Source organism: Streptomyces iconiensis, from assembly GCF_028657195.3.
GTDB lineage: Bacteria > Actinomycetota > Actinomycetes > Streptomycetales > Streptomycetaceae > Streptomyces > Streptomyces iconiensis.
In genome coordinates, this window is sequence record NZ_JANCPR020000075.1 from 1 (window position 1) to 20,074 (window position 20,074).

Genomic DNA, 20,074 nt, shown 5'->3' on the forward strand with positions numbered 1-20,074 from the left:
CCACAGAACTCCCCACCCCCTCCGACCCGAACATCACAGCTCCCCCACCCGGAGCAAAGGTCACAGACTCCCCCTGCCGCTGAAGCGGCACAGGAACGTCCCCACTCCGACGAAGAGGCGGCGACGCCCCGTCGCCGCCCCACCGATACGCCGTAGCACTGAAGTACGCCCGCAAAACCAACCGCCGCCCATCCGGCGAAAACGCCCCATCCGTAGCCTCGAAATCAACCTTAGCGACCCGAGAAAACGTATTGACGCCGGAGGCGCTGAGCCGAGAAGGCCCGGCATAAAGACCGCCCTTACCCTCATCGCTCTTGCTGGCGATGTAGACCCGCCCGGTCTTCGGATGGACCATCAAAGACTCGGCATTACGCGGCCCACCCTCATACCGCACGGTGTAACGGGTAGGAGTAACAGCGGTGTCGCGCAAGGCGCGAGGCTCGGGAAAGCGGTAGATCCAGACCTCCGGCCACGTGCCGTCGAGGTTGTCACCGATGTCACCGACATAGACATTCCCGTCGGGCCCCACAGAGATCGCCTCCACATCGCGCGGATCGATACCGCGCAATGTAACGGTCGCCACCGTCTTCCCCGTACGGCCGTCGACGGCATACACGTACGGACCGTCGTCGGAGTCGTTGTGCGTCCAGTAGACCCCCTTGTGCGCACGACTGGCCGCGAGCCCACTGGACTCACCGATACGGGAATCCCGCAACGTAAAACTCTCAGGCACCTCCGAAGCCCCGGACGACCCCCCGTCGTCCGCGACGGCAACCGCCCCCGCACAACAGGACACGACCATCAGAACCACAGCGCCAAGACCCACCCCGGCAGCACGCGCACGCACAGACATGGCCCAAGTGTCCAGCATCCCGGTGCAGCTCAACGCGTGATCACGCAAGACGAACAACACAGAACCGCTCAAGCACAACAAGCGTCGCGTCCGTGACGCTGAAGCAAGGGTCGCCCAGTCCCTCACGCATCTCGGCCGAGTGCCAGAACTCCTCATGCCCCGCCCGCCATTCGGCGACCGAGACATACCCCTCCCCCTCGTCCCTGGCGTGCTCCCAGCCGACCTCACCGAGCGGCAGCACCCGTACGTCCGTGACTTCCACCACCGCGACGGGACGCTCGTACGAGTCGACGACGGCGCCACGGTCACCCACGGCGGGCAGGGGCTCGTCCCCGTGCTCGTAGTCGGCGAGCAGACCGGTGGTCGCGGTCTTCTCACCGCCCAGCACCGCGGCGACCAGCCGGTCACGCAACGGCCCAGGAAACCCGAACTCAACCACCGGCAACCCCACCCCTACCCCCCACCCCCCGAACATCCGTAAGCACCCATAAGCATCGCAAGCCCGTTCGCAAAGAGAAGAGTCCCACGTCAGGCAACGCGACCCGCTCCCCCGTCGTCCCGGCACCGGCCACCGCAACAGGCCCGCCCGGCCCAAGGGCCTTGCTTCGAGCCCGCTCCAAGCCCCTAGCGTGACCTCATGGAGTACACGCAGCTCGGGCGCACCGGTCTCAAGGTCAGCCGACTCGTTCTCGGCACCATGAACTTCGGTCCGCAGACGGACGAAACCGACAGCCACACGATCATGGACGCCGCACTCGGTGCCGGCGTCAACTTCTTCGACACCGCCAACGCCTACGGCTGGGGCAGCAACAAGGGCCGCACCGAGGAGATCATCGGAAGCTGGTTCGCGAAGGGCGAGGAGCGGCGCGACAAGACGGTCCTGGCCACCAAGGTCTACGCCAACATGGCGGGCGACGGCCCTCCGTGGCCCAACCACGACAAGCTCTCCGCCGTCAACATCCGCCGTGCGGTCGAGGCCAGTCTGCGCCGGCTCCGCACGGACCACATCGACCTGTACCAGTTCCACCACGTGGACCTTTCGACCCCGTGGGACGAGATCTGGCAGGCCATGGACACCCTCGTACAGCAGGGCAAGATCCTCTACGCCGGATCCAGCAACCACGCCGGCTGGCACATCGCCCAGGCCAACGAGGCGGCTGCACGCCGCCACTCCTACGGGCTCGTGAGCGAACAGTGCCTCTACAACCTGGTCGAGCGGCGAGCCGAGATGGAGGTCATCCCGGCGGCGCAGGCGTACGGGCTCGGCGTCATCCCCTGGTCACCGCTGCAGGGCGGCCTCCTGGGCGGCGCCGTACGCAAGGAGCGCGAGGGCGGCTCGGGGCGCACCGCGTCGGGCCGCGCAGCCGCCGCGCTCGCCGACCCGGAGGTGCGAGCCCGTATCGAGGCGTACGAGGCCCTCGCGGCGAAGCACGGCCTGGAGCCCGGCGAGCTGGCTCTCGCCTGGCTGCTCACCCGGCCAGGGGTGACGGGACCCATCGTGGGGCCGCGCACGGCCGACCAGCTCGCCTCGGGGCTGCGCGCCGTCGAGCTGAAGCTCGGCGACGAACTGCTCGCCTCGCTGGACGAGATCTTCCCGGGGCCAGGCCCCTCGCCCGAGGCGTTCGCCTGGTGACAACGGGCAGCCGGCACCCGGCACCCGCCGTACGCCCAACACCCGCCAGGCGACCGCACGACGAGGGCGCTCTGCGACGAGGCCCGGGCCCGTGACCACGCTCCGAGGCCACAGAGGGCACAGCAAGGGCACAAGGCGGCACTCAGCGAGGGCACAAGGAGGCGCTCAGCGACCGCCCAGCGCGGAGGCCAGTACCACCACGACGAAGAGCAGGACGAGCGCGCCGCTCACAATCCGCATTCTGGTCTTGGCATTCACGCCGACCACCGTAGCCGGAGCCCGCGGCGCGCTCGTCAGGGCCCCAGCCGCCAGCGCTCGACGGGCTCGTAACGGGGCCGCTCACCTGGGGTTCCGCTCACCGGCAGGTGACTGCGTACGAGCACCAGCTCGGACACGGTCCAGGGCGAGCCCTCGAAGCGGCTCAGCTCCGTCACATACGGGCGCAGGTCGACGGGGGCGCTCGCGCGGGTACGGGCGAGCGTGAGGTGCGGCCGGAAGCCCTGCTCGTCGCAGCGCCCCGCACGGCGTGCGGCGACCGCGAGGCGTACGAGTGCCGCGCGGTCGCTCTCCTCGCCGAGCCCGGCCCACAGCGCTCTGTCGCCGAACCGTCCACCGCCGCCGAGCCGCAGCGTCATCGGCCGCGCGCGCCTGGCCGCGCGGCCGAGGCGCCGGCACAGTTTCGCGGCGTCCCCGGCCTTGCCCACCTCGCCGTAGAACGCCAGCGTGAAGTGCCATCCCCCGGGATCGGCCCAGCGCAGCGCGGCAGCGCCCGGCAGCTTCCGCAGCCCGGCGACGGCGCACCGCAGCTCCTCCGTCTCCCGGGCGGGCGGCAGCACGGCGGCGAACAGTCTCATGCGCCCAGCGTCCCACCGGGGAACGGTTAAGCGGCGACCCGCTCCGGAACCCGTTCCTGGGCCGTCTCGCGGACGGGGACGAAGCGGATCTGCGGGTGACCCTTGCGCAGGCTGAGCGCAGGGCGCAGCCCCGCGAGGCGTGCCAGTACGGCCGCGATGGCGAGCGAAGCGACCGCGGAGATGACGCCGCCGGACAGGAAGCCGACCCGCGCGCCCCAGGTGTCGGTGATCCACCCCATGAGCGGACCGCCGATGGGCGTACCGCCCATGAACACCATCATGAACAGGCTCATCACGCGCCCGCGCATGGCGGGATCGGAGGCGAGCTGCACGCTGGAGTTCGCGGTGACGTTGAACGTCAGGCCCGCGAGCCCGATGGGCGCCATGAGCGCGGCGAACAGCCAGAAGGACGGCGACATGGCCGCCACCAGCTGGAGGACGCCGAAGACGAGCGCTGCGCCGACCATGAGCCGCATCCGCGAGTGCCCGCGCCGTGCGGCCAGGAGCGCGCCCACGACGGAGCCCAGCGCCATCAGGAAGTTGAGCAGCGCGTAGGTGCCCGCTCCCGCGTCGAAGACGTCACTGGTGAACGCGGTGAGCCAGATGGGGAAGTTGAAGCCGAAGGTGCCGATGAAGCCCACGAGGACGATCGGCCACAGCAGTTCGGGGTGCTGCCGCACATAGCTCAGGCCCTCGCGCAGCTGCCCCTTACCCCGCTCGATGCGCTTGCTGGGCTGGAGTTCGGCCGTACGCATCATGGCGAGGCCGACGAGTGGCGCGATGAACGAGAGCCCGTTGAGCAGGAAGGCCCAGCCTCCGCCGACGGCGGAGATCAGCACACCGGCGACGGCCGGCCCGACGAGCCGCGCGCTCTGGAAGTTCGCCGAGTTCAGCGAGACGGCGTTGCGTATCTGCGTGGGCCCGACCATCTCGGAGACGAAGGTCTGGCGTGCGGGGTTGTCGACGACGGTCACCAGACCGAGCACGAAGGCGAGCGCGTAGACGTGCGCGACCTGTACCTGTCCGCTGAGCGTGAGCGCGGCCAGCGCGAGGCCCGTGAGACCCATGGCCGCCTGCGTCACGAAGAGCAGCTTGCGCTTGGAGTAACGGTCGGCGATGACGCCGCCGTACAGGCCGAACAGCAGCATGGGCAGGAACTGCAGTGCCGTGGTGATACCGACGGCCGTGGACGAGCCGGTGAGGCTGTGCACCAGCCAGTCCTGTGCGATGCGCTGCATCCAGGTACCCGTGTTGGACACGGTCTGACCCATCGCGAACAGCCGGTAGTTACGGATGCGGAGGGAGCTGAACATCGAGGGCTTCGCCTTACGCGAAGTCCCCTGGTCCTGCGAGGCGTTACCCTTCCGACCGGCCTTCGCGTCCGGCTTCCCGCCGGTCTTCGCGCCGGTCTTCGCGTCCGCGTTCTCGCCGGACTCCGGACCCGCGTTCTCGTCGGCCCCCGGACCCGCGCTCTCGCGCGACTGCCGGCCGGCCCTCCCGGCGGACTTCTCAACCGGCTTCTCGGCAGCCGTCGAGCCCGCCTTCTCAGCGGGCTCATCGGCGGGCTCGGGCTCCCCGGCCGACTCCTCGGCGGGCTCCGGGCCGGCCGTCCCGGCCGGCTTCCGCTCGGCCTCGTCACGGGCCGTCTGGTGGGTGTTGTCGTCAGTTGCGGATGGTGCGGGTGCGGAGTCTGCTCCGTGGCCCGTACTCAATCGGGCTCGCCTCCCCTTCTGCGTCTGCGTTGCTGCGTCTTCGTCTTCTACTGCTGCTTCTTCTACTGCTGCTTCGTCTTCTACTGCTGCCGCTTTCCCGCCGCGCCCGCCTACAGATGCGCCAGCTTCTCCAGCACGGGCGCCGCTGTGCGCAGGATCGCCCAGTCGTCCTCGTCCAGTTCGGCGACCAGTTCGGCCAGCCACGCGTTCCGTTTGGTGCGCGCCGCGTCGAGCATGGACTCGGCCTGCTCGGTCTGGGTGACCACCTTCTGGCGGCGGTCCTCGGGGTGTGCTTCGAGCCGGACCAGCCCCTTGGCCTCCAGCATCGCGACGATGCGGGTCATCGACGGCGGCTGCACATGTTCCTTGCGTGCCAGCTCGCTCGGCGTGGCCGTACCGCAGCGTGCGAGCGTGCCGAGCACCGACATCTCGGTGGGGCTCAGCGACTCGTCGACTCTCTGGTGCTTGAGGCGCCGCGAGAGCCGCATCACAGCTGAGCGCAGCGCGCTGACCGCGGCTTCGTCGGCCGAGCCGTCGATGCCGTCAGGGCCATCGGGGCCGTGGGAGTCGGGCGAGTCAGTGGTGCCGCCGCCGGCACCGTGTGGGGGCCCTTCCGCCAGGGGCGGAGAGGGGAGCTGTTCCGGCATGGTCGTTAGGTTAACTCATTACCGCGCCTAAATACTAGCCGGTTTCGTGGCCCCGGCCTCACACGTACGGGTGAGAACGCGCACATTCGGGAGACAGCGGCGGGGGTGCCCCCGGGACCGTGGTTCGTATGACCAACGCCCCGACATCCTCGCGCTGTGGCCCGGCGACCTCGGCGGCCTCTGCGGCCTCGACGGACCGCAGGGACTCGACGGTGCTCAGCCTGCGGATGGACAGCGTGCTCTTCGACCGCCTCAGCCAACATGCGGCCAAACGCGGAATGAGCGTCCAGGACTATGTCGTCCGGACGCTCATTCGCGATGACTTCGACGAGCGGTTCAAGACCGCCGTCGACGAGACCGAGCGGTTCTACGGCCCCTCGGCGTGAACCAACCCGTGGACACGGGCGGCTACTTGACTCCGAGAAGCTGCTCTATCGGGTTGAGCAGGAAGTAGACCAGGAAACAGACACCGACGACGCTCAGCAGCCACGGCACCTGACGGATACGGCCCGTGGCGGCGCGCAGCACGATGAACGAGATGACGCCGATCCCGATGCCGTTGGTGATGCTGTAGGTGAACGGCATCGTGGCGATGGTCAGGAATGCCGGGATGCCGACGCTGGAGTCGCCCCAGTCGATGTCCCGCACGTTCGAGGCCATGATCAGGAATCCGACGACCAGCAGCGCGGGGGTCGCAGCCTGGGAGGGCACGACCTTCGCGAGCGGTGTGAAGACCAGCGCGAGCAGGAAGAGCCCGCCGGTGAAGAGGTTGGCCAGGCCTGTTCTGGCGCCCTCGCCCACACCCGCCGTCGACTCGACGAAGCACGTGTTGGCCGAGCAGGAGCCCAAGCCGCCGCCCGCGACGCCCACGCCGTCCAGGAAGAGGATGCGGCCCATGCGCGGGAGCTGGCCCTGCTTGTCGGCGAGCCCCGACTCCTCGCCGACGCCGATGATCGTGCCCATGGCGTCGAAGAAGCCGGACAGCAGCACGGTGAAGACGAAGAGGCAGCCGGTGAGCCAGCCCACTTCCTTGAAGCCCCCGAAGAGGCTGATCTGTCCGACCAGGCCGAAGTCAGGCGTCCCCACGATCGAGTCGGGCACGGAGGGTACGGACAGGCCCCAGGCGGCGTCGGGGATGTCGGCGATGAGGTTGATGACGATGGCGAGAACGGCCATCGCGGCGATGCCGATGAGAATCGCGCCGCGCGTCTTCCGCACCGTCAGCACGAACATCAGGATCAGGCCGAGCACGAAGACGAGCACCGGCCAGCCCTGGAGCTGACCGCCCTGGCCGAGGCCGAGCGGCACGGTGGTCTTGGCCGCGTCGGGGTTACGGGTGACGAAGCCGGAGTCGACCAGGCCGATCAGCGAGATGAACATGCCGATGCCGATCGCGATGGCCCGGCGCAGCCCGTTGGGGATCGCGTCCATGACGCGCTGCCGCAGCCCCGAGGCGACCAGGATCATCAGCACGATGCCGGCGAGCACGACCATGCCCATGGCGTCGGGCCAGCTCATCTTGGGGGCGAGCTGGAGCGCGACGACGGCGTTGATGCCGAGCCCGGCGGCGAGCGCGATGGGCACGTTGCCGATGACGCCCATCAGGACCGTGGTGAGGCCGGCCATCAGCGCGGTGGCGGTCACAAGCTGGCCGTTGTCGAGCTGGTGCCCGAACTTGTCCGTGCCGGCGCCGAGGATGATCGGGTTCAGCACGATGATGTAGGCCATCGCAAAGAAGGTGGCGAGCCCGCCCCTGACCTCGCGGCCCACGGTCGAGCCGCGCTCCGAGATCTTGAAGAAGCGGTCCAGCGCTGAGCTGGGTACGGGCGGAGGGGAGCCGGGGGGCCGGGCCTCCTCGGAATCGACCGGACTGGCCGAAGGGGACATGCGTGACCTCGGGGTGCGTGCTGGCCTGGAGAGGCGAGGGGCGGATCAGCGTGGATCAGCTTGGAGCAAAGAACGAAAGAAACCAGTCAGATCCAACTCGGTTCAGTATGAACAAACGAGCCCTGTGATCGCCATCTCCGCGCGTAGAACCCGCAGGCGTCTCGCTAGGCTGGGCACGTGACCGCCCGGCACGGTGGGCGGCGCACCGCGCGAGAAACAGAGGGAGCCGCCGCGATGGGCCTCATGGACAAGTGGACCAACGGTGAGCGCGAGGCGCCGGAGCCGCTGGAGGGGAACGTCACGGCCACGGTGGTCACCGGCACCCTGATCTGGTTCGTCCTCTTCCTCGCCCAACTGCCGTTCTACGGTTGGTTTTCGGACAACGGCCACACCTGGTGGGTCTGGACCTGCGCCGCGGGCGCGGGGCTCGGACTCGTCGGCCTCTGGTACGTACGCAGGCGGGAAGCCGCGATCCGCAGGGGTGCCGCGACGCAGTGACGCGCTGAAGCGGGCCCCGCTCACCGCTGCCCCAGCCGCAGATATCAGCCAAACCCCGGCATGCCCCCGTACCGTCAAGACATGACGCACCGCACACACACTGGGACCGAAGCCGGTGAGACCCGGCCCGAAGCGCAGGGCCTCGCCCGGGCGAGCGGCCTGACCAGCGCGGAGGTCGCCGAACGGGTCGCGCGCGGGGAGATCAACGACATCCCCGTACGCAGCAGCCGTTCGGCGTCGGACATCATCCGCGCCAATGTCTTCACCCGCTTCAACGCGATCATCGGAGTTCTGTTTCTGATCATCCTGGTGGTCGGGCCGATCCAGGACGGTCTCTTCGGCTTTGTGATCGTCGCCAACACCGGCATCGGCATCATCCAGGAGCTGCGGGCCAAGAAGACCCTCGACAGCCTCGCGGTCATCGGCGAGGCCAGGCCCAGCGTCCGCAGGGACGGCACGAGCGCCGAGATTCCGACGGGCGACATCGTGCTCGGCGACCTCGTGGAGCTGCGCCCCGGCGACAAATGTGTGGTCGACGGCGAGGTGGTCGAGGCCGAGGGGCTGGAGATCGACGAGTCCCTGCTGACCGGCGAGGCCGACCCGGTGCTCAAGCGGCCCGGCGACCCCGTCATGTCCGGCAGCTTCGTGGTCGCGGGCAGCGGTGCGTTCACCGCGACCAAGGTGGGGCGCGAGGCGTACGCCGCGCAGCTCGCCGAGGAGGCCAGCCGCTTCACGCTCGTACACTCCGAGCTGCGCAGCGGCATCAGCCAGATCCTGAAGTACATCACCTGGATGATGATCCCGGCCGCGATCGGCCTCATCCTCAGCCAACTCGTCGTCGAGAACAACGACTTCAACGAGGCCATCAGGCGCATGGTCGCCGGGATCGTACCGATGGTGCCCGAGGGCCTGGTGCTGCTCACCTCCGTCGCCTTCGCCATCGGCGTCATCCGGCTGGGCCGCAAGCAGTGCCTCGTCCAGGAGCTGCCCGCCATCGAAGGGCTGGCCCGGGTGGACGTCGTCTGCCTGGACAAGACCGGCACCCTCACCGAGGGCGGCATGGACGTCAACGAGGTACGCCCGCTGGGCGGGACCGACGAGGACCAGGTCACCCGCGTACTGACCGCGCTCGGCGCCTCCGAGCCGCACCCCAACGCCAGCCTCCAGGCGATCATCGAGTCCTACCCCCCGTCGCCATCTCAGCTGGATTCGCAACCGGATTCGCCGTCGGACGCACAGCCGGATTCGCAGCCGGATCCGCAGTCCGAGTCGCCGTCGCCGTCGCAGCCGCAGTCGGGTTCGCTGAACCAGGCCGGGTGGCGGTGCACGGACACGCTTCCGTTCTCCTCGGCGCGCAAGTACAGCGGTGCCTCCTTCCGGGAGCCCGACGGCACCGAGCACAGCTGGCTGATGGGCGCCCCCGACGTGCTGCTCGCCAAGGGCGACCCGATCCTCGCCGATGTCGACCGGCTCGACCGCGAGGGCCTGCGTGTGCTGCTGCTGGCCAGGGCCGAGAACGGTCTTGAGGCTCCGGGCGCGGCGGAGGGCGCAGTTCCCGCAGCGCTCGTCGTCCTCGAACAGCGGCTGCGGCCCGATGCCACCGCCACGCTGGAGTACTTCGCCCAGCAGGACGTCCGTACGAAGGTGATCTCCGGGGACAACGCCGTGTCCGTCGGTGCCGTGGCCGGGAAGCTCGGCATGCCGGGCGCCGAGGCCCCCGTGGACGCGCGCAAGCTGCCCAAGGACCAGGAGGCGATGGCCGAGAGCCTGGACGAGCACGCGGTGTTCGGCCGGGTCACGCCGCAGCAGAAGCGGGACATGGTCGCCGCGTTGCAGTCGCGCGGCCACACCGTCGCCATGACGGGCGACGGCGTCAACGACGTCCTCGCGCTCAAGGACGCCGACATCGGCGTCTCCATGGGTTCGGGTTCCGAGGCGACCAAGGCCGTCGCACAGATCGTGCTGCTCAACAACAGCTTCGCGACGCTGCCCTCCGTCGTCGCCGAGGGTCGGCGCGTCATCGGCAACATCGAACGCGTCGCCAACCTCTTCCTGACGAAGACCGTCTACTCGGTGCTGCTGGCGCTGCTGGTGATCTGCTGGCAGATCCCGTACCCGTTCCTGCCGCGCCACCTCACACTGCTGTCGTCGCTCACGATCGGCATCCCGGCGTTCTTCCTGGCCCTGGCGCCCAACAGGGAACGTGCGAAGCCGCACTTCGTCCGGCGCGTGATGCGGTACGCGGTCCCGTCCGGGATCATCGCCGGCACGGCCACCTTCCTCACGTACCTCCTGGCGCGGCACCACTACACGGGCCCCGACGCGCTGGAGGCCGAGACGAGCGCGGCCACGCTGACCCTGTTCCTGATCGCGATGTGGGTGCTCGCGATCGTGGCCAGGCCGTACACGTGGTGGCGTATCGGGCTGGTGCTGACGATGGCCTGCGCGTTCCTGGTCGTCCAGGTCACGCCGTGGCTCCAGCACTTCTTCGCACTCAAGCTGATCGGTACGACGATGCCGTGGGCAGCGGTCGGCGTCGCCGCGGTCGCCGGGTTGCTGCTGGAGCTGGCCTGGCGCTGGGTCGCCAGGAAGTTTCCCGCCTGACGGCATACCGGGAATTCACAGGGACAAAAGCGGGACAACGAATCCCGCGCATTCCGAACTGTCCACCGGATCAGTTGAAATAAACCAGCGGAAAGAAAATCGCTGTTGTCATCCGCATACCCCGAAAGAAAGAATCTGAAAGGAAGTGAATCGCTCGTTCGCACGTGCCCGTGTGGCGGGCACCCTTGCACGAAGGAGTGAACGAGATGTCCCGGTCCCGGACGACGGTCCTCACCGGCGCGGCCCTCACGACCGCGCTGGTGCTCGCCGGTTGCGGTGCGGACGACAAGGACGGCGCGGGAGGGCGAGAGGGCGGCGGCACGGGGGCCTCGGCTCCCGCGGCGAAACTGCTCAACCGCGTACCGCAGGCCGAAGTGCGTGAGATGGCCGGCGCCAAGGGAATGTGGACGACGGAGCGGAATTTCGTCAAGGCCGATCTCAAGAAGATTGTCGGCTATCCGCTGGACGGCGGAAAACCACGGTGGCAGGTGCCGCTCGGCGGCGAGATCTGCTGGACATCACCCGAGGTCTCCCCCGACGGGTTCGTCGCCGTCGTCTTCAAGAACGACAAGGACGACCCGGCCGTCTGCACCGAGGTCGGCCTGGTCGACCTGAAACGGGGCAAGCTGCGCTGGCAGCGGCAGGCCCTGGAGGACGGGTCCGCGCAGATGTTCGACGAGGTGACCATCGGCGGCGGCACCGTGGCGGCAGGCGGCACCAGCGGCACGGCGGGCTGGACGCTCGGTGGGCGCCGGCTGTGGGCGCCGAGGGCGGCCGGCTGACGCCCATCGGGCTCGACGAGGGGGGCAAGGTCCTCGCGTACGAGGAGTCCAACATGTACAGCGAACAGGGCGGCGCGGTCTGGCAGATCGACCCCACCTCGCACAAGAAGAGGCCGCTCATGCGGAATCCCTCGACCAGTTATGAGGTCGAGGGGGAGTTTGAGATGGGGGATGGTCGGGTGCTTTACGCCCACAAGCGGTTGTATTTGGGCGCCGATGACATCAGCGAACCGTCTTCTTCCGGGTCCGGGTCCGGGTCCGGATCCGGGAAGAAGACGCCTCTTGCTGTGGTGTTCGGCCACGCCAAGTAGCGCTGGCCGGCTTCGTCCCAGCTTCGCTGGGTGGGTTCCGTGGTGGGTGGTACCGGCACGTGGTTACGTTCCGGCGACGTCCCGGCGCCCCCTGGCCGGGGTCGTCTGGCACCGCCGGGACTGCGCCGTCGCGGCGGGAAAGGGGGTGTGCCCTCGCAGGGGGAAAGGGGCGGGGGTCAGTCGAACCAGCGGGCTGTGGATAGTTCGGGGGTTCGGGTGGGGTCTTCCAGTAGGGCGGCTACTTCGAAGCGGCGGGACCAGTGGTTGGCGGACCAGGCGAGGCCGGCTGCTACGCCCTCCAGGGTTGCGGCGTGGAGGGTGTTGTCGGGGGTGAGGCGCCAGTCCGTTTCGGCGCCGTCCACGAGGAGTTCGTCGTGCTCGCGGTATGTCGTGGGGGCTCCGGGCAGCAGGGTGAGTACCGCCTCGGGTACGGCGCGCTCGGTGCCCGCGTCCGCCACGGTGCCGGGTACGGCGTCGCTGAGGGTGCGGACCTCCAGGAGTGTGGCCAACCCGCGGGCCAGGTCGGGGCGTACGGGGAGCAGTGGCCTGGCCCCTACCAGGGGGAGCAGGTCGGGGCTGTCGGCGACCAGGGCCTCTTCGTCGTCCCCGACGGCCACGACGACCGTCGTACCGTCGCGTACGGCGCGCAGTTCGTCGGGGAGCGTCACCTCGGCCGGGTCGAGCCCGGCGGAGGCGAGCAGGGTGTAGAGGGCGTGGAGCTGTGCGGGTGCCACGTCAGGCTCGTCGCCGTGCACAGGTTCGGCGAGCCGGCCCAACAGCTCGGCGGCGCCGCCTGGTTCGTCAAGGAGCGCGGCGGCCGACGTACGGACGCCGAGCGCACGCAGCACCTGGGCGTCCTGGACGCCGCCGGCGTCGGCCTCCTCGTACAGGCCGCGCAGCAGCGGGTCGCCTCCCGTCACGCGGAGCCCGGCGGGCCTGCGCCCTTCGAGTACGGGGTGGCCGCGCAGCCACCAGGCCGTGTACGGGCGTACGTCGGTGGTGGTCCCGTCCGGCAGGCGTACCCGTACCGGGGAGGTCAGCGCGTCGCGCAGCGGCGGCTGGGCCAGCATCGCGAGGGCCTCGGGCCAGCACGCGTCGTCCACGAGGTCGAGGTCGCGCACGGCGACCAGTTCGGTGGCGACGGGCGGTACGCCCGACAGGTCCTCGCCGTCGGCCGTGAGCTGGTCGAGCACGTCCTCGCACCACACGTCGACGGCGTCCAGCAGTCCGGTGTCGTCGGCCTCGGGGAAGTCGCCTTCGCGGGGCTCCAGTTCGTCCGGGTCCAGGACGACATCGGTGGCGCGTACGAGCGCGAAGCCCGCCAGTACGCCCACGGCGGTCAGCGGCCCCTCGCCCCAGCGCTCGGCGAGTTCCGTGTCGCAGGCGGCCAGCTCTCCCTCGCGCAGGACGCGCGCGAACGGGCTGCCCGGGTAGACGAGTTCGGCAGCGGGCGCGGGCTCGCCGTCCTCGTCGGGCAGCGCGAGCGCGCCCAGCCACGGCTCGTCGCCGGGCGCGAGCCCCGCGTCCCGTACGAGCCCGAGCACGGTGTCGGCCAGCTCGTCGGGGTCGGGTGCCGCCTCGGCCGTCTCCCAGGCGTACCCGGACTCGTCGTCCAGCGAGGCGGCGACGGCGGCGCGTACCTGCGGGGTGGTCAGCACGGCGCGCGGGGTCGCCTGGGTGGCGCCGAGCCTCTCCAGCAGCGGGTGCACGGCGTCGGCGTGCGCCGCCTTGAGGCCGAAGCGGGCCAGCCTCTCGGGCGGCGCTGAGCCGCCGGGCAGCGGCAGCAGCACATGGCGGGGCCCGATCGCGGTACGCCCGTCGGCGAGGGGCACGGGCAGCCCCGTCAGCCGCTCGGGGTCGACGCCCGAGAGCGAGTCGTACAGCCGCCGCCACCACTCGGGGGCGCGCTCGACACCGGCGAGCCGGTCGATGGCCTCGCCCAGCGGCAGCCGCGTGACCTCCAGGACGCGCAGCTCGGCACGGCGCTCCAGGCCGGCGGGCAGCAGGTTGGGGAACAGTTCGGCGAGCACGGAGACGGTGGCAGCGCCCGCTCCCTCGATGATCTCGGCGTCCCGGGGGCGCAGCGCGTACGGTTCGGCGCCCTCCTCGGGTGTGGCCGCGCTCGCCAGGAACGGGGTCTCCGGCAGCCGCTCCAGGACGAGGGCACGCAGTTCCCCGTCCAGTTCGCCCTTCCCGAGCTGCCCCGGAACCAGGTCGGCCGTGCCGGTGGCCACGGGGTGCCAGTCCCGCAGCAGCGCGGCGTACGCGTCGGCCGCGCGGGCCAGCAGGAAGCGGGTGAGCGGGCCGGGCGCGACATGGCGGCGGGTGGGCTCCAGCGGGAAGGAGGCGAGCAGCAGCCCGGGGAAGCCGAGGGGTTCGTCGGTGGGTGTCGGCGCGTGCACGCACGCCGCCGTACGGGGCTTGACCGGGGCGCCCTCGGCGTCCACGGGAACCGCCCAGGTCACCGACCACCAGGGCCGTAGCCGTTCCTCGACGGGCCGGTCCGCCAGGAGCGCGGGCTCGGCGACGCCGCTGTCCGAGGCGAGCCGCCAGCGGGTGGTGCCGGAAGCGGAGTCCTCGACGCTCACATACGGGCCCTCCTCCGGCCCCACGTGCCGGGTGAGGGTGCGTGCCGGGCCCTCACCCGTCTCGATGACGACCTCGGCCAGGCCGGGGAGCGCGAGCAGCAGCGCGTCGTCCACGGCCTCCAGCAGCCCGAGCGCGAGCGCCCGCGCCGCCTCGTCCCGCAGGGGCAGCAGCACGGCGGTGTCGTACCCCTCGGGTACGGAAGCGCCGTCGGCCAGGGGCAGCGGGAGCCGCAGCAGCGGTACGTGTCCGCCGCGGCGCTGCAACTCCTCGGCCAGCTCCGGGTTTCCGGCGGCGGCTGTGCGGGTCAGCTCGCGTGCCTCGGCCAGCGACCAGCGCACCCCTTCGCCGTTGCGCGTGGCCACGGCGGGTGCGTCGGTGACGGCGAGTACGGCGGAGAAGCCGACGCCGAACCGGCCGACGGCGCCCTTGTAGCCCTCTTCGCCCCCGGCGGAGTCCCGTTTGGCTGAGGCCCGCAGCGTGGAGAGCGAGCCGACGCCCGCAGCGTCCAGCGGCTGCCCCGTGTTGGCGGCGGTCAGCGTGCCGTCGGCGCCGAGTGTGAGGCGGAGCCTGCCGGGTACCCCGGCGCGTGCGGCGGCGTCCGAGGCGTTCTGCGCCAGCTCCACCACGAGCCGGTCGCGGTAGCCGCCGAGCGCGAGGTCCTGCTCGGCGTTGGCGTCTTCGCGGAATCGCGCGCTGGAGGCGGTCCACGCGTCCAGCACACCCTGTCGCAACCGTTCGGTCCCGAACGTGTCCTTCACGTCACCGGCTCCTTCACCCACGAGTCCCCGACACCTCACGGGGGCCCGAGTCCCCCGTCAACCCCGGAACCACTCCTGTTGGTGTGGCGGCGCCCGGGGGCCAGGGAAGGCTACGTCACGCCTGGCGGGTGTCCTCCGCCGTATCGGTGCGGGACTCGGTGCCCGCACGCCCTTCGGCCAGCGAGAACGGGTCGGCGCGTGTCTCGTCGATCACCGGCGGCGGAGGCTGGGTGGCACGGGGCATGACCGCGGCCTCGGAGTGCCCTCCGCAGCCGTACTCCAGCGAGACCACATGCCCGTCCGCCGGGCTGAACTCGTTGGCGCAGATACCGAATGCCTGCCGCAGCGACCCCGCGATCGGCACCAGGAAGCCGCAGCTCACACAGTTCGCGGGCGCCGATTGGGCCATCACGGTGTTCGGGCCGTGCGACTCCTCCCAGCGGTCGGCCGCCGCGAGCAGTCCGAACCGGGACAGCACCCGCGCGCGGCCCATGCCCAGCTCACCGCCGACGGCACCGATCACGGCCCGGTCGGGACCCGGCTCCTCGGGCTCCTCCTGGGCGATCAGCGAATTGGGCGGCGGCTCCTCCTCGCCGGAGAAACCGGGCTCCAGACGCAGGTCCCCGGCCTCGGTCGGCAACAGGTCACCGGGACCCATGTCCCCGGGCCGCAGCCGTTCGCTCCAGGGCACCCACTCCGGCGCCAGCAGCGCCTCGGGGCCCGGCAGCAGCACGGACTCGTCGACGGTGACCTTCTTCGCGCGGGAGGCGCGGGCCACGGTCACCGCCCAGCGCCAGCCCCTGTACCCGGGCTCGTACGCCTCGAAGAAGTGCGTGACGACGCGGTCCCCATCGGCGACGGCCTCGATCCACTCGCCGACCGTTCCCGGATCCGCGGCCTCCTCGACCGCCGCGCGGGCCAGCTCTACGGCCTCGGCGCACAGCTTGTCCGGAGCGCGTCGGCTCCGCGCGCCACTCGTAGCGCTCCGCGTCGCGGCACTCATGCAGCACTCACAAGAATCTCGTCTCTCCTACGCCGTCGCGCCCTTGTCGGCGTGCGCTGCCCGTACGGCCACAAAAGAAGGGGCGGGGTCGGGGACGGAGCGGGACCTGTCGGCCGCTGCGACGTCCGCGCCCGCGCTCAAAGGGCCATGCGGTGCGCACCGTCCACCCACGCTACCCCACGGGCTCCGTCCCGGACTCCCCAGCCAGCCCCAGCCGGCCCTGGCACTCCTCCACAAGCTCCGCATCCGGGGCCCGGTCGTGGGGCACACTGAACGACGTGGCTGTCGACATGCCCGGAAAACGCTCCGGCATCCGCCGTGTCGCGCGTGCCCTGCGCAGGCCGCCCGCTTCGGTGGCACGCCGCGTACGCCGCGCCACGCACGCGCATGGCGCCGGCGAATCGGGGCTCGGCAAGCTCATCGAACTGCACGCCGTGAACTCGGCCGGCGACATGCTCGTCACCGTCGCGCTCGCCTCCACCGTCTTCTTCTCCGTCCCCACGGGCGAGGCACGCGGACGTGTCGCGCTGTATCTCCTGGTGACGATGGCACCCTTCGCGCTCCTCGCCCCCGTGGTCGGCCCGCTCCTCGACCGCGTCCCGCACGGGCGGCGCGCGGCGATGGCCGCCGCGATGCTGGGCCGCGCCCTGCTCGCGCTGACGATGGCGGGCGCCGTGGCGACGGGCGGCCTGGAGCTGTATCCGGCAGCGCTGGGTGTGCTGGTCGCCTCCAAGGCGTACGGCGTGGTGCGCTCGGCCGTGGTGCCCCGGCTGCTGCCACCCCGTATCTCGCTGGTGAAGGCCAACTCGCGGGTGACACTCGCCGGGCTCCTGGCCACAGGGGCCGCCGCCCCCGCCGGTGCAGGACTGCACGCGATCGGCTCCAACTGGCCGCTCTACGGCGCCTTCGCCGTCTTCGTCCTCGGTACGTTCCTGTCCTTCTCGCTCCCCCACAAGGTGGACTCGGCCAAGGGCGAGCACACCGCGCACCTCGCCGCGGGACGACGACTGGAGAAGGGGAGCCGTCCTGGCCTTCGTACGGTCGGCAGCTCCGTGCTCAGGGCGCTGTTCGCCAACTCCGCGCTGCGCGCGCTGTCCGGCTTCCTCACCTTCTTCCTCGCCTTCCTGCTGCGCGAGCACCCGCTCGACGGACTCGCGGGGAACTCGGCCGCCGTCTCCCTCGGCCTGGTCGCCGTAGCGGCCGGTACGGGCAACGCGCTGGGCACCGCCATCGGCGGCCTGCTCAGGGCACGCGCGCCCGAACTGATCATCATCTGCGTGCTGTTCGGCGCCCTGGGCACGACCATCGCAGCCGCCGTGCTCTACGACGCCGTCGACGTCGTACCCGTCGTGGCCGTCGCCGCGACCGCCGGCATCGTGCAGGCGCTCGGCAAGCTGTCGCTGGACGCGCTCATCCAGCGCGACATGCCGGAGGAGGTCCGCACCTCGGCGTTCGCACGCTCCGAGACGCTGATGCAGATGTCCTGGGTGGCGGGCGGCGCCATCGGTATGGCACTGCCGCTCAACGGGCGCTTCGGCATGGCCGTTGCCGCCGGTGTCGTCGCCGCCGGCGTGGTCACCTCCGTACGAGGGCTGCTCGGATCGGCCCGCCGCGGCACGCCGCACCCCCGCGTCGCCTGATCAGAACCGCCCGGTAGCCTGCCCGCATGAGCATTGCCACGCGGCGCAGCCGCACGTCGTCACAGTCGCCGCGTACCGTGCGCACCGCCACCGCCATCGGTGCCGTCTCGCTCGGCCTCCTCGCCCTCTCGGCGTGCGAGAAGCCGACTCCCATGGTGACGGCGACGGTCGGCAGCGACGCCGTGTCCAGCGAGGCAGCCTGCTACGACGACGGCAAGGCCATCCCGGAGAAGGACGTCCGCTCCTGCATGAGCGAGACGCCCGGCAAGAGCGTCACCATCAGCTCGGGCGACAAGCTCCGCGTCGGCGTCGACCCCGAGATGGCCGACCACGGCTGGCTCGTGCTCGTGGACGGCAAGCCGGCGATGTCGGACGCGATGAAGAAGACGTACTACTCCTTCCAGGGCGAGGCGTTCTTCCAGGAACAGCCGACGCCCGGCCAGCAGCCCAAGGCCCCGAAGAAGAGCGTCAAGCTGAGCGTCGCCGAGGTCACCGACGGGCAGTTCACCGGCATCTGGCACTTCACCGTCAAGAACGACGCCGCGAGCTGACCCTGTCGCCTCCGCCCCACACCGGCCCCGCAACGCATTGCGGGGCCACCTCTCTTTCCGGCGCGCCCGCCCCTTTCCGCGGCTGCGGATTCCACCGGGCCCGGTCCGGTGTGGCCGAGCGCCGTTTCGGCGAGAACGAGGTGCGCAGCGAGAAGAGAGAGGGAGTGAGCGCATGCTGAACGCGTTCCAGCGGGTGCTGGTCGTGTGCGCTGTGGGCGCCGAACGTGACGCCGTCGTACGGGGGATCACGGCGGGCCACGTGGAGGTGATCGCCGCGGGGGTCGGCCCCGCTGCGGCAGCGGCGGGTACCGCGTTCGCGCTGGCGGAGGGCGCCGCGCAGGGGCGCCCGTACGAGCTGGTGGTCTCGGCCGGCATCGGCGGCGGCTTCGCCGCGCACGGTGCCGGGGTCGGTGACACCGTGCTCGCCGACCGCCTCGTGGCGGCCGACCTGGGCGCCACGACGCCGGACGGGTTCGCGTCCGTCACGGAGCTGGGGTTCGGTACGGCGGAGCATGTGCCTCCGGCGGACCTCGTACGCGCTGCCGCGGGCGCCACGGGCGCGCTGACCGGTGCCGTGCTCACCGTCTCCACGGTGACCGGCACCCAGGAGCGCGCAGCCGAGCTGACGGGCCGGTACCCCGGTGCCGTGGCCGAGGCGATGGAGGGGTTCGGTGTCGCGGAGGCCGCGGCCGTACCCGGTGTGCCCGTGCTGGAGGTGCGTACCGTCTCCAACCCGGTGGGCCCGCGCGACCGCGCGGCATGGCGTATCCCGGCCGCGCTGGCCGCGCTGAGCACGGCCTTCGCCCGGCTCACGGCGGACACAGGACAAGGAGCAGAATCGTCCTCATGGACATAGACCGCACGCTCTCCCTCGCGTACTCGCCCTGCCCCAACGACACCTTCACCTTCGACGCCTGGACGCACGGCCGCCTCCCCGACGCCGCCGTGCCCGCCCCTGACGTCACCTTCGCCGACATCGACGTCACCAACGGCATGGCCGAGCGCGGAGAGCTGGACGTACTGAAGGTGTCGTACGCCGTGCTCCCGTGGGTGCTGGAGGAGTACGCGCTGCTGCCGTGCGGCGGGGCGCTGGGGCGCGGCTGCGGCCCGCTGGTGCTGACCCGCCAGCCGGACGACGCCGCCTCGCCGAGCGGTCCCGCCGCGCTGAGTGGGAAGCGCGTCGCGGTGCCCAGCGAGCGCTCGACGGCGTACCTGCTCTTCCGGCTGTGGGCCGCGGCCGAGGTGCCCGGAGGTGTCGGCGAGGTCGTGGTGATGCCGTTCCACGAGATCATGCCCGCAGTGCGAGACGGGGCCGTCGACGCGGGGCTCGTGATCCACGAGGCCCGGTTCACGTACCAGGACTACGGGCTGCACAGCCTCGCCGACATGGGCGAGCACTGGGAGGCCACGACCGGGCTGCCGATCCCGCTCGGCGCGATCATCGCCAAGCGTTCGCTGGGCGAAGCGGTGCTGCGCGGGCTGGCGGAGACGATCAGCGCCTCGGTGCGCGCTGCGTGGAAGGACCCGGAGGTCTCACGCCCGTACGTGCTGGAGCACGCACAGGAGATGGATCCGGCCGTCGCCGACCAGCACATCGGGCTGTACGTCAACGAGTTCACGGAGTCGCTGGGCGAGGACGGTTACGCCGCCGTTCGCGGATTGCTCGCGCGTGCGGCCGGCGCAGGGCTTGTGCCGTCGCTGGGAGCCGGTGCGCTGGACTTTCCGTGAGTGCCGTGTGTGGCCGCCGGGCTG

The 20,074-nt window shown here is 70.9% G+C and carries 18 protein-coding genes; 10 read left to right on the forward strand and 8 right to left on the reverse strand.

The window, feature by feature from the left end:
- Positions 1-802: SdiA-regulated/phytase-like domain-containing protein (locus NMN56_RS40460; protein ID WP_283742562.1), on the reverse strand; the 802-nt coding region annotated here is incomplete at its 3' end.
- A 91-nt stretch (positions 803-893) separates the two neighbouring features.
- Positions 894-1,328, reverse strand: coding sequence for an ASCH domain-containing protein (locus tag NMN56_RS40465; RefSeq protein WP_274045038.1), 435 nt, complete (start codon positions 1,326-1,328; stop codon positions 894-896).
- Positions 1,329-1,490: 162 nt separating this feature from the next.
- Here NMN56_RS40465 and NMN56_RS40470 point away from each other — a divergent pair, with 162 nt between their 5' ends.
- Positions 1,491-2,486: an aldo/keto reductase gene (locus tag NMN56_RS40470; protein WP_274045037.1), complete on the forward strand. Its 996-nt coding sequence runs from the start codon at positions 1,491-1,493 to the stop codon at positions 2,484-2,486.
- Positions 2,487-2,779: 293 nt separating this feature from the next.
- Here the strand turns inward: NMN56_RS40470 and thpR are convergent, their stop codons facing one another.
- The 3 genes from thpR to NMN56_RS40485 all read right to left on the reverse strand — a co-directional run bounded on the left by thpR (position 2,780) and on the right by NMN56_RS40485 (position 5,540).
- Positions 2,780-3,340 carry an RNA 2',3'-cyclic phosphodiesterase gene (thpR, locus tag NMN56_RS40475; RefSeq protein WP_274045035.1) on the reverse strand — a complete coding sequence of 187 codons (561 nt, stop codon included), beginning with the start codon at positions 3,338-3,340 and terminating at the stop codon, positions 2,780-2,782.
- Positions 3,341-3,366: 26 nt separating this feature from the next.
- The gene (locus NMN56_RS40480; RefSeq protein WP_274045034.1) at positions 3,367-5,052 is read right to left on the reverse strand and encodes an MFS transporter; all 1,686 of its coding nucleotides are present in this window, start codon (positions 5,050-5,052) and stop codon (positions 3,367-3,369) included.
- A gap of 110 nt (positions 5,053-5,162) precedes the next feature.
- Positions 5,163-5,540: a MarR family winged helix-turn-helix transcriptional regulator gene (locus NMN56_RS40485; protein ID WP_274045083.1), complete on the reverse strand. Its 378-nt coding sequence runs from the start codon at positions 5,538-5,540 to the stop codon at positions 5,163-5,165.
- Between the two features lie 371 nt (positions 5,541-5,911).
- Between NMN56_RS40485 and NMN56_RS40490 the strand changes: the two genes are divergently transcribed.
- A complete protein-coding gene (locus tag NMN56_RS40490; RefSeq protein ID WP_430542836.1) occupies positions 5,912-6,085 on the forward strand; it encodes a ribbon-helix-helix protein, CopG family in 174 nt (57 codons plus the stop codon).
- A 22-nt stretch (positions 6,086-6,107) separates the two neighbouring features.
- Here the strand turns inward: NMN56_RS40490 and NMN56_RS40495 are convergent, their stop codons facing one another.
- Complete coding sequence (locus NMN56_RS40495; RefSeq protein ID WP_274045031.1) at positions 6,108-7,586, reverse strand: NCS2 family permease; 1,479 nt, start codon at positions 7,584-7,586, stop codon at positions 6,108-6,110.
- 234 nt (positions 7,587-7,820) lie between these two features.
- On the opposite strand from NMN56_RS40495, the gene NMN56_RS40500 reads away from it, so the two are divergent.
- From NMN56_RS40500 to NMN56_RS40515, 4 genes are all read left to right on the forward strand, one after another.
- A complete protein-coding gene (locus NMN56_RS40500) occupies positions 7,821-8,084 on the forward strand; it encodes a DUF2530 domain-containing protein (protein WP_274045082.1) in 264 nt (87 codons plus the stop codon).
- Positions 8,085-8,165: 81 nt separating this feature from the next.
- A complete protein-coding gene (locus NMN56_RS40505; protein WP_274045030.1) occupies positions 8,166-10,688 on the forward strand; it encodes a cation-translocating P-type ATPase in 2,523 nt (840 codons plus the stop codon).
- 206 nt (positions 10,689-10,894) lie between these two features.
- A complete protein-coding gene (locus NMN56_RS40510) occupies positions 10,895-11,470 on the forward strand; it encodes a hypothetical protein (RefSeq protein ID WP_274045029.1) in 576 nt (191 codons plus the stop codon).
- Between the two features lie 53 nt (positions 11,471-11,523).
- Positions 11,524-11,781: a hypothetical protein gene (locus NMN56_RS40515; protein ID WP_274045028.1), complete on the forward strand. Its 258-nt coding sequence runs from the start codon at positions 11,524-11,526 to the stop codon at positions 11,779-11,781.
- A gap of 176 nt (positions 11,782-11,957) precedes the next feature.
- Here NMN56_RS40515 and NMN56_RS40520 read toward each other — a convergent pair whose 3' ends face one another.
- Both NMN56_RS40520 and NMN56_RS40525 read right to left on the reverse strand, forming a co-directional pair.
- Entirely contained in the window at positions 11,958-15,128 is a 3,171-nt protein-coding gene (locus NMN56_RS40520) for a sacsin N-terminal ATP-binding-like domain-containing protein (protein ID WP_274045026.1), read from the reverse strand.
- Positions 15,129-15,243: 115 nt separating this feature from the next.
- Entirely contained in the window at positions 15,244-16,131 is an 888-nt protein-coding gene (locus tag NMN56_RS40525) for a DUF3027 domain-containing protein (protein ID WP_274045025.1), read from the reverse strand.
- 290 nt (positions 16,132-16,421) lie between these two features.
- On the opposite strand from NMN56_RS40525, the gene NMN56_RS40530 reads away from it, so the two are divergent.
- From NMN56_RS40530 to NMN56_RS40545, 4 genes are all read left to right on the forward strand, one after another.
- A complete protein-coding gene (locus tag NMN56_RS40530) occupies positions 16,422-17,771 on the forward strand; it encodes an MFS transporter (RefSeq protein WP_274045081.1) in 1,350 nt (449 codons plus the stop codon).
- 26 nt (positions 17,772-17,797) lie between these two features.
- On the forward strand, positions 17,798-18,322 hold the full coding sequence (locus NMN56_RS40535; protein ID WP_274045024.1) for a DUF2771 domain-containing protein: 525 nt from the start codon (positions 17,798-17,800) through the stop codon (positions 18,320-18,322).
- 172 nt (positions 18,323-18,494) lie between these two features.
- On the forward strand, positions 18,495-19,178 hold the full coding sequence (locus NMN56_RS40540) for a futalosine hydrolase (RefSeq protein WP_274045023.1): 684 nt from the start codon (positions 18,495-18,497) through the stop codon (positions 19,176-19,178).
- Entirely contained in the window at positions 19,169-20,050 is an 882-nt protein-coding gene (locus tag NMN56_RS40545) for a 1,4-dihydroxy-6-naphtoate synthase (protein ID WP_274045022.1), read from the forward strand. The genes NMN56_RS40540 and NMN56_RS40545 overlap by 10 nt, the downstream gene beginning before the upstream one ends.
- Positions 20,051-20,074 lie beyond the last annotated feature (24 nt).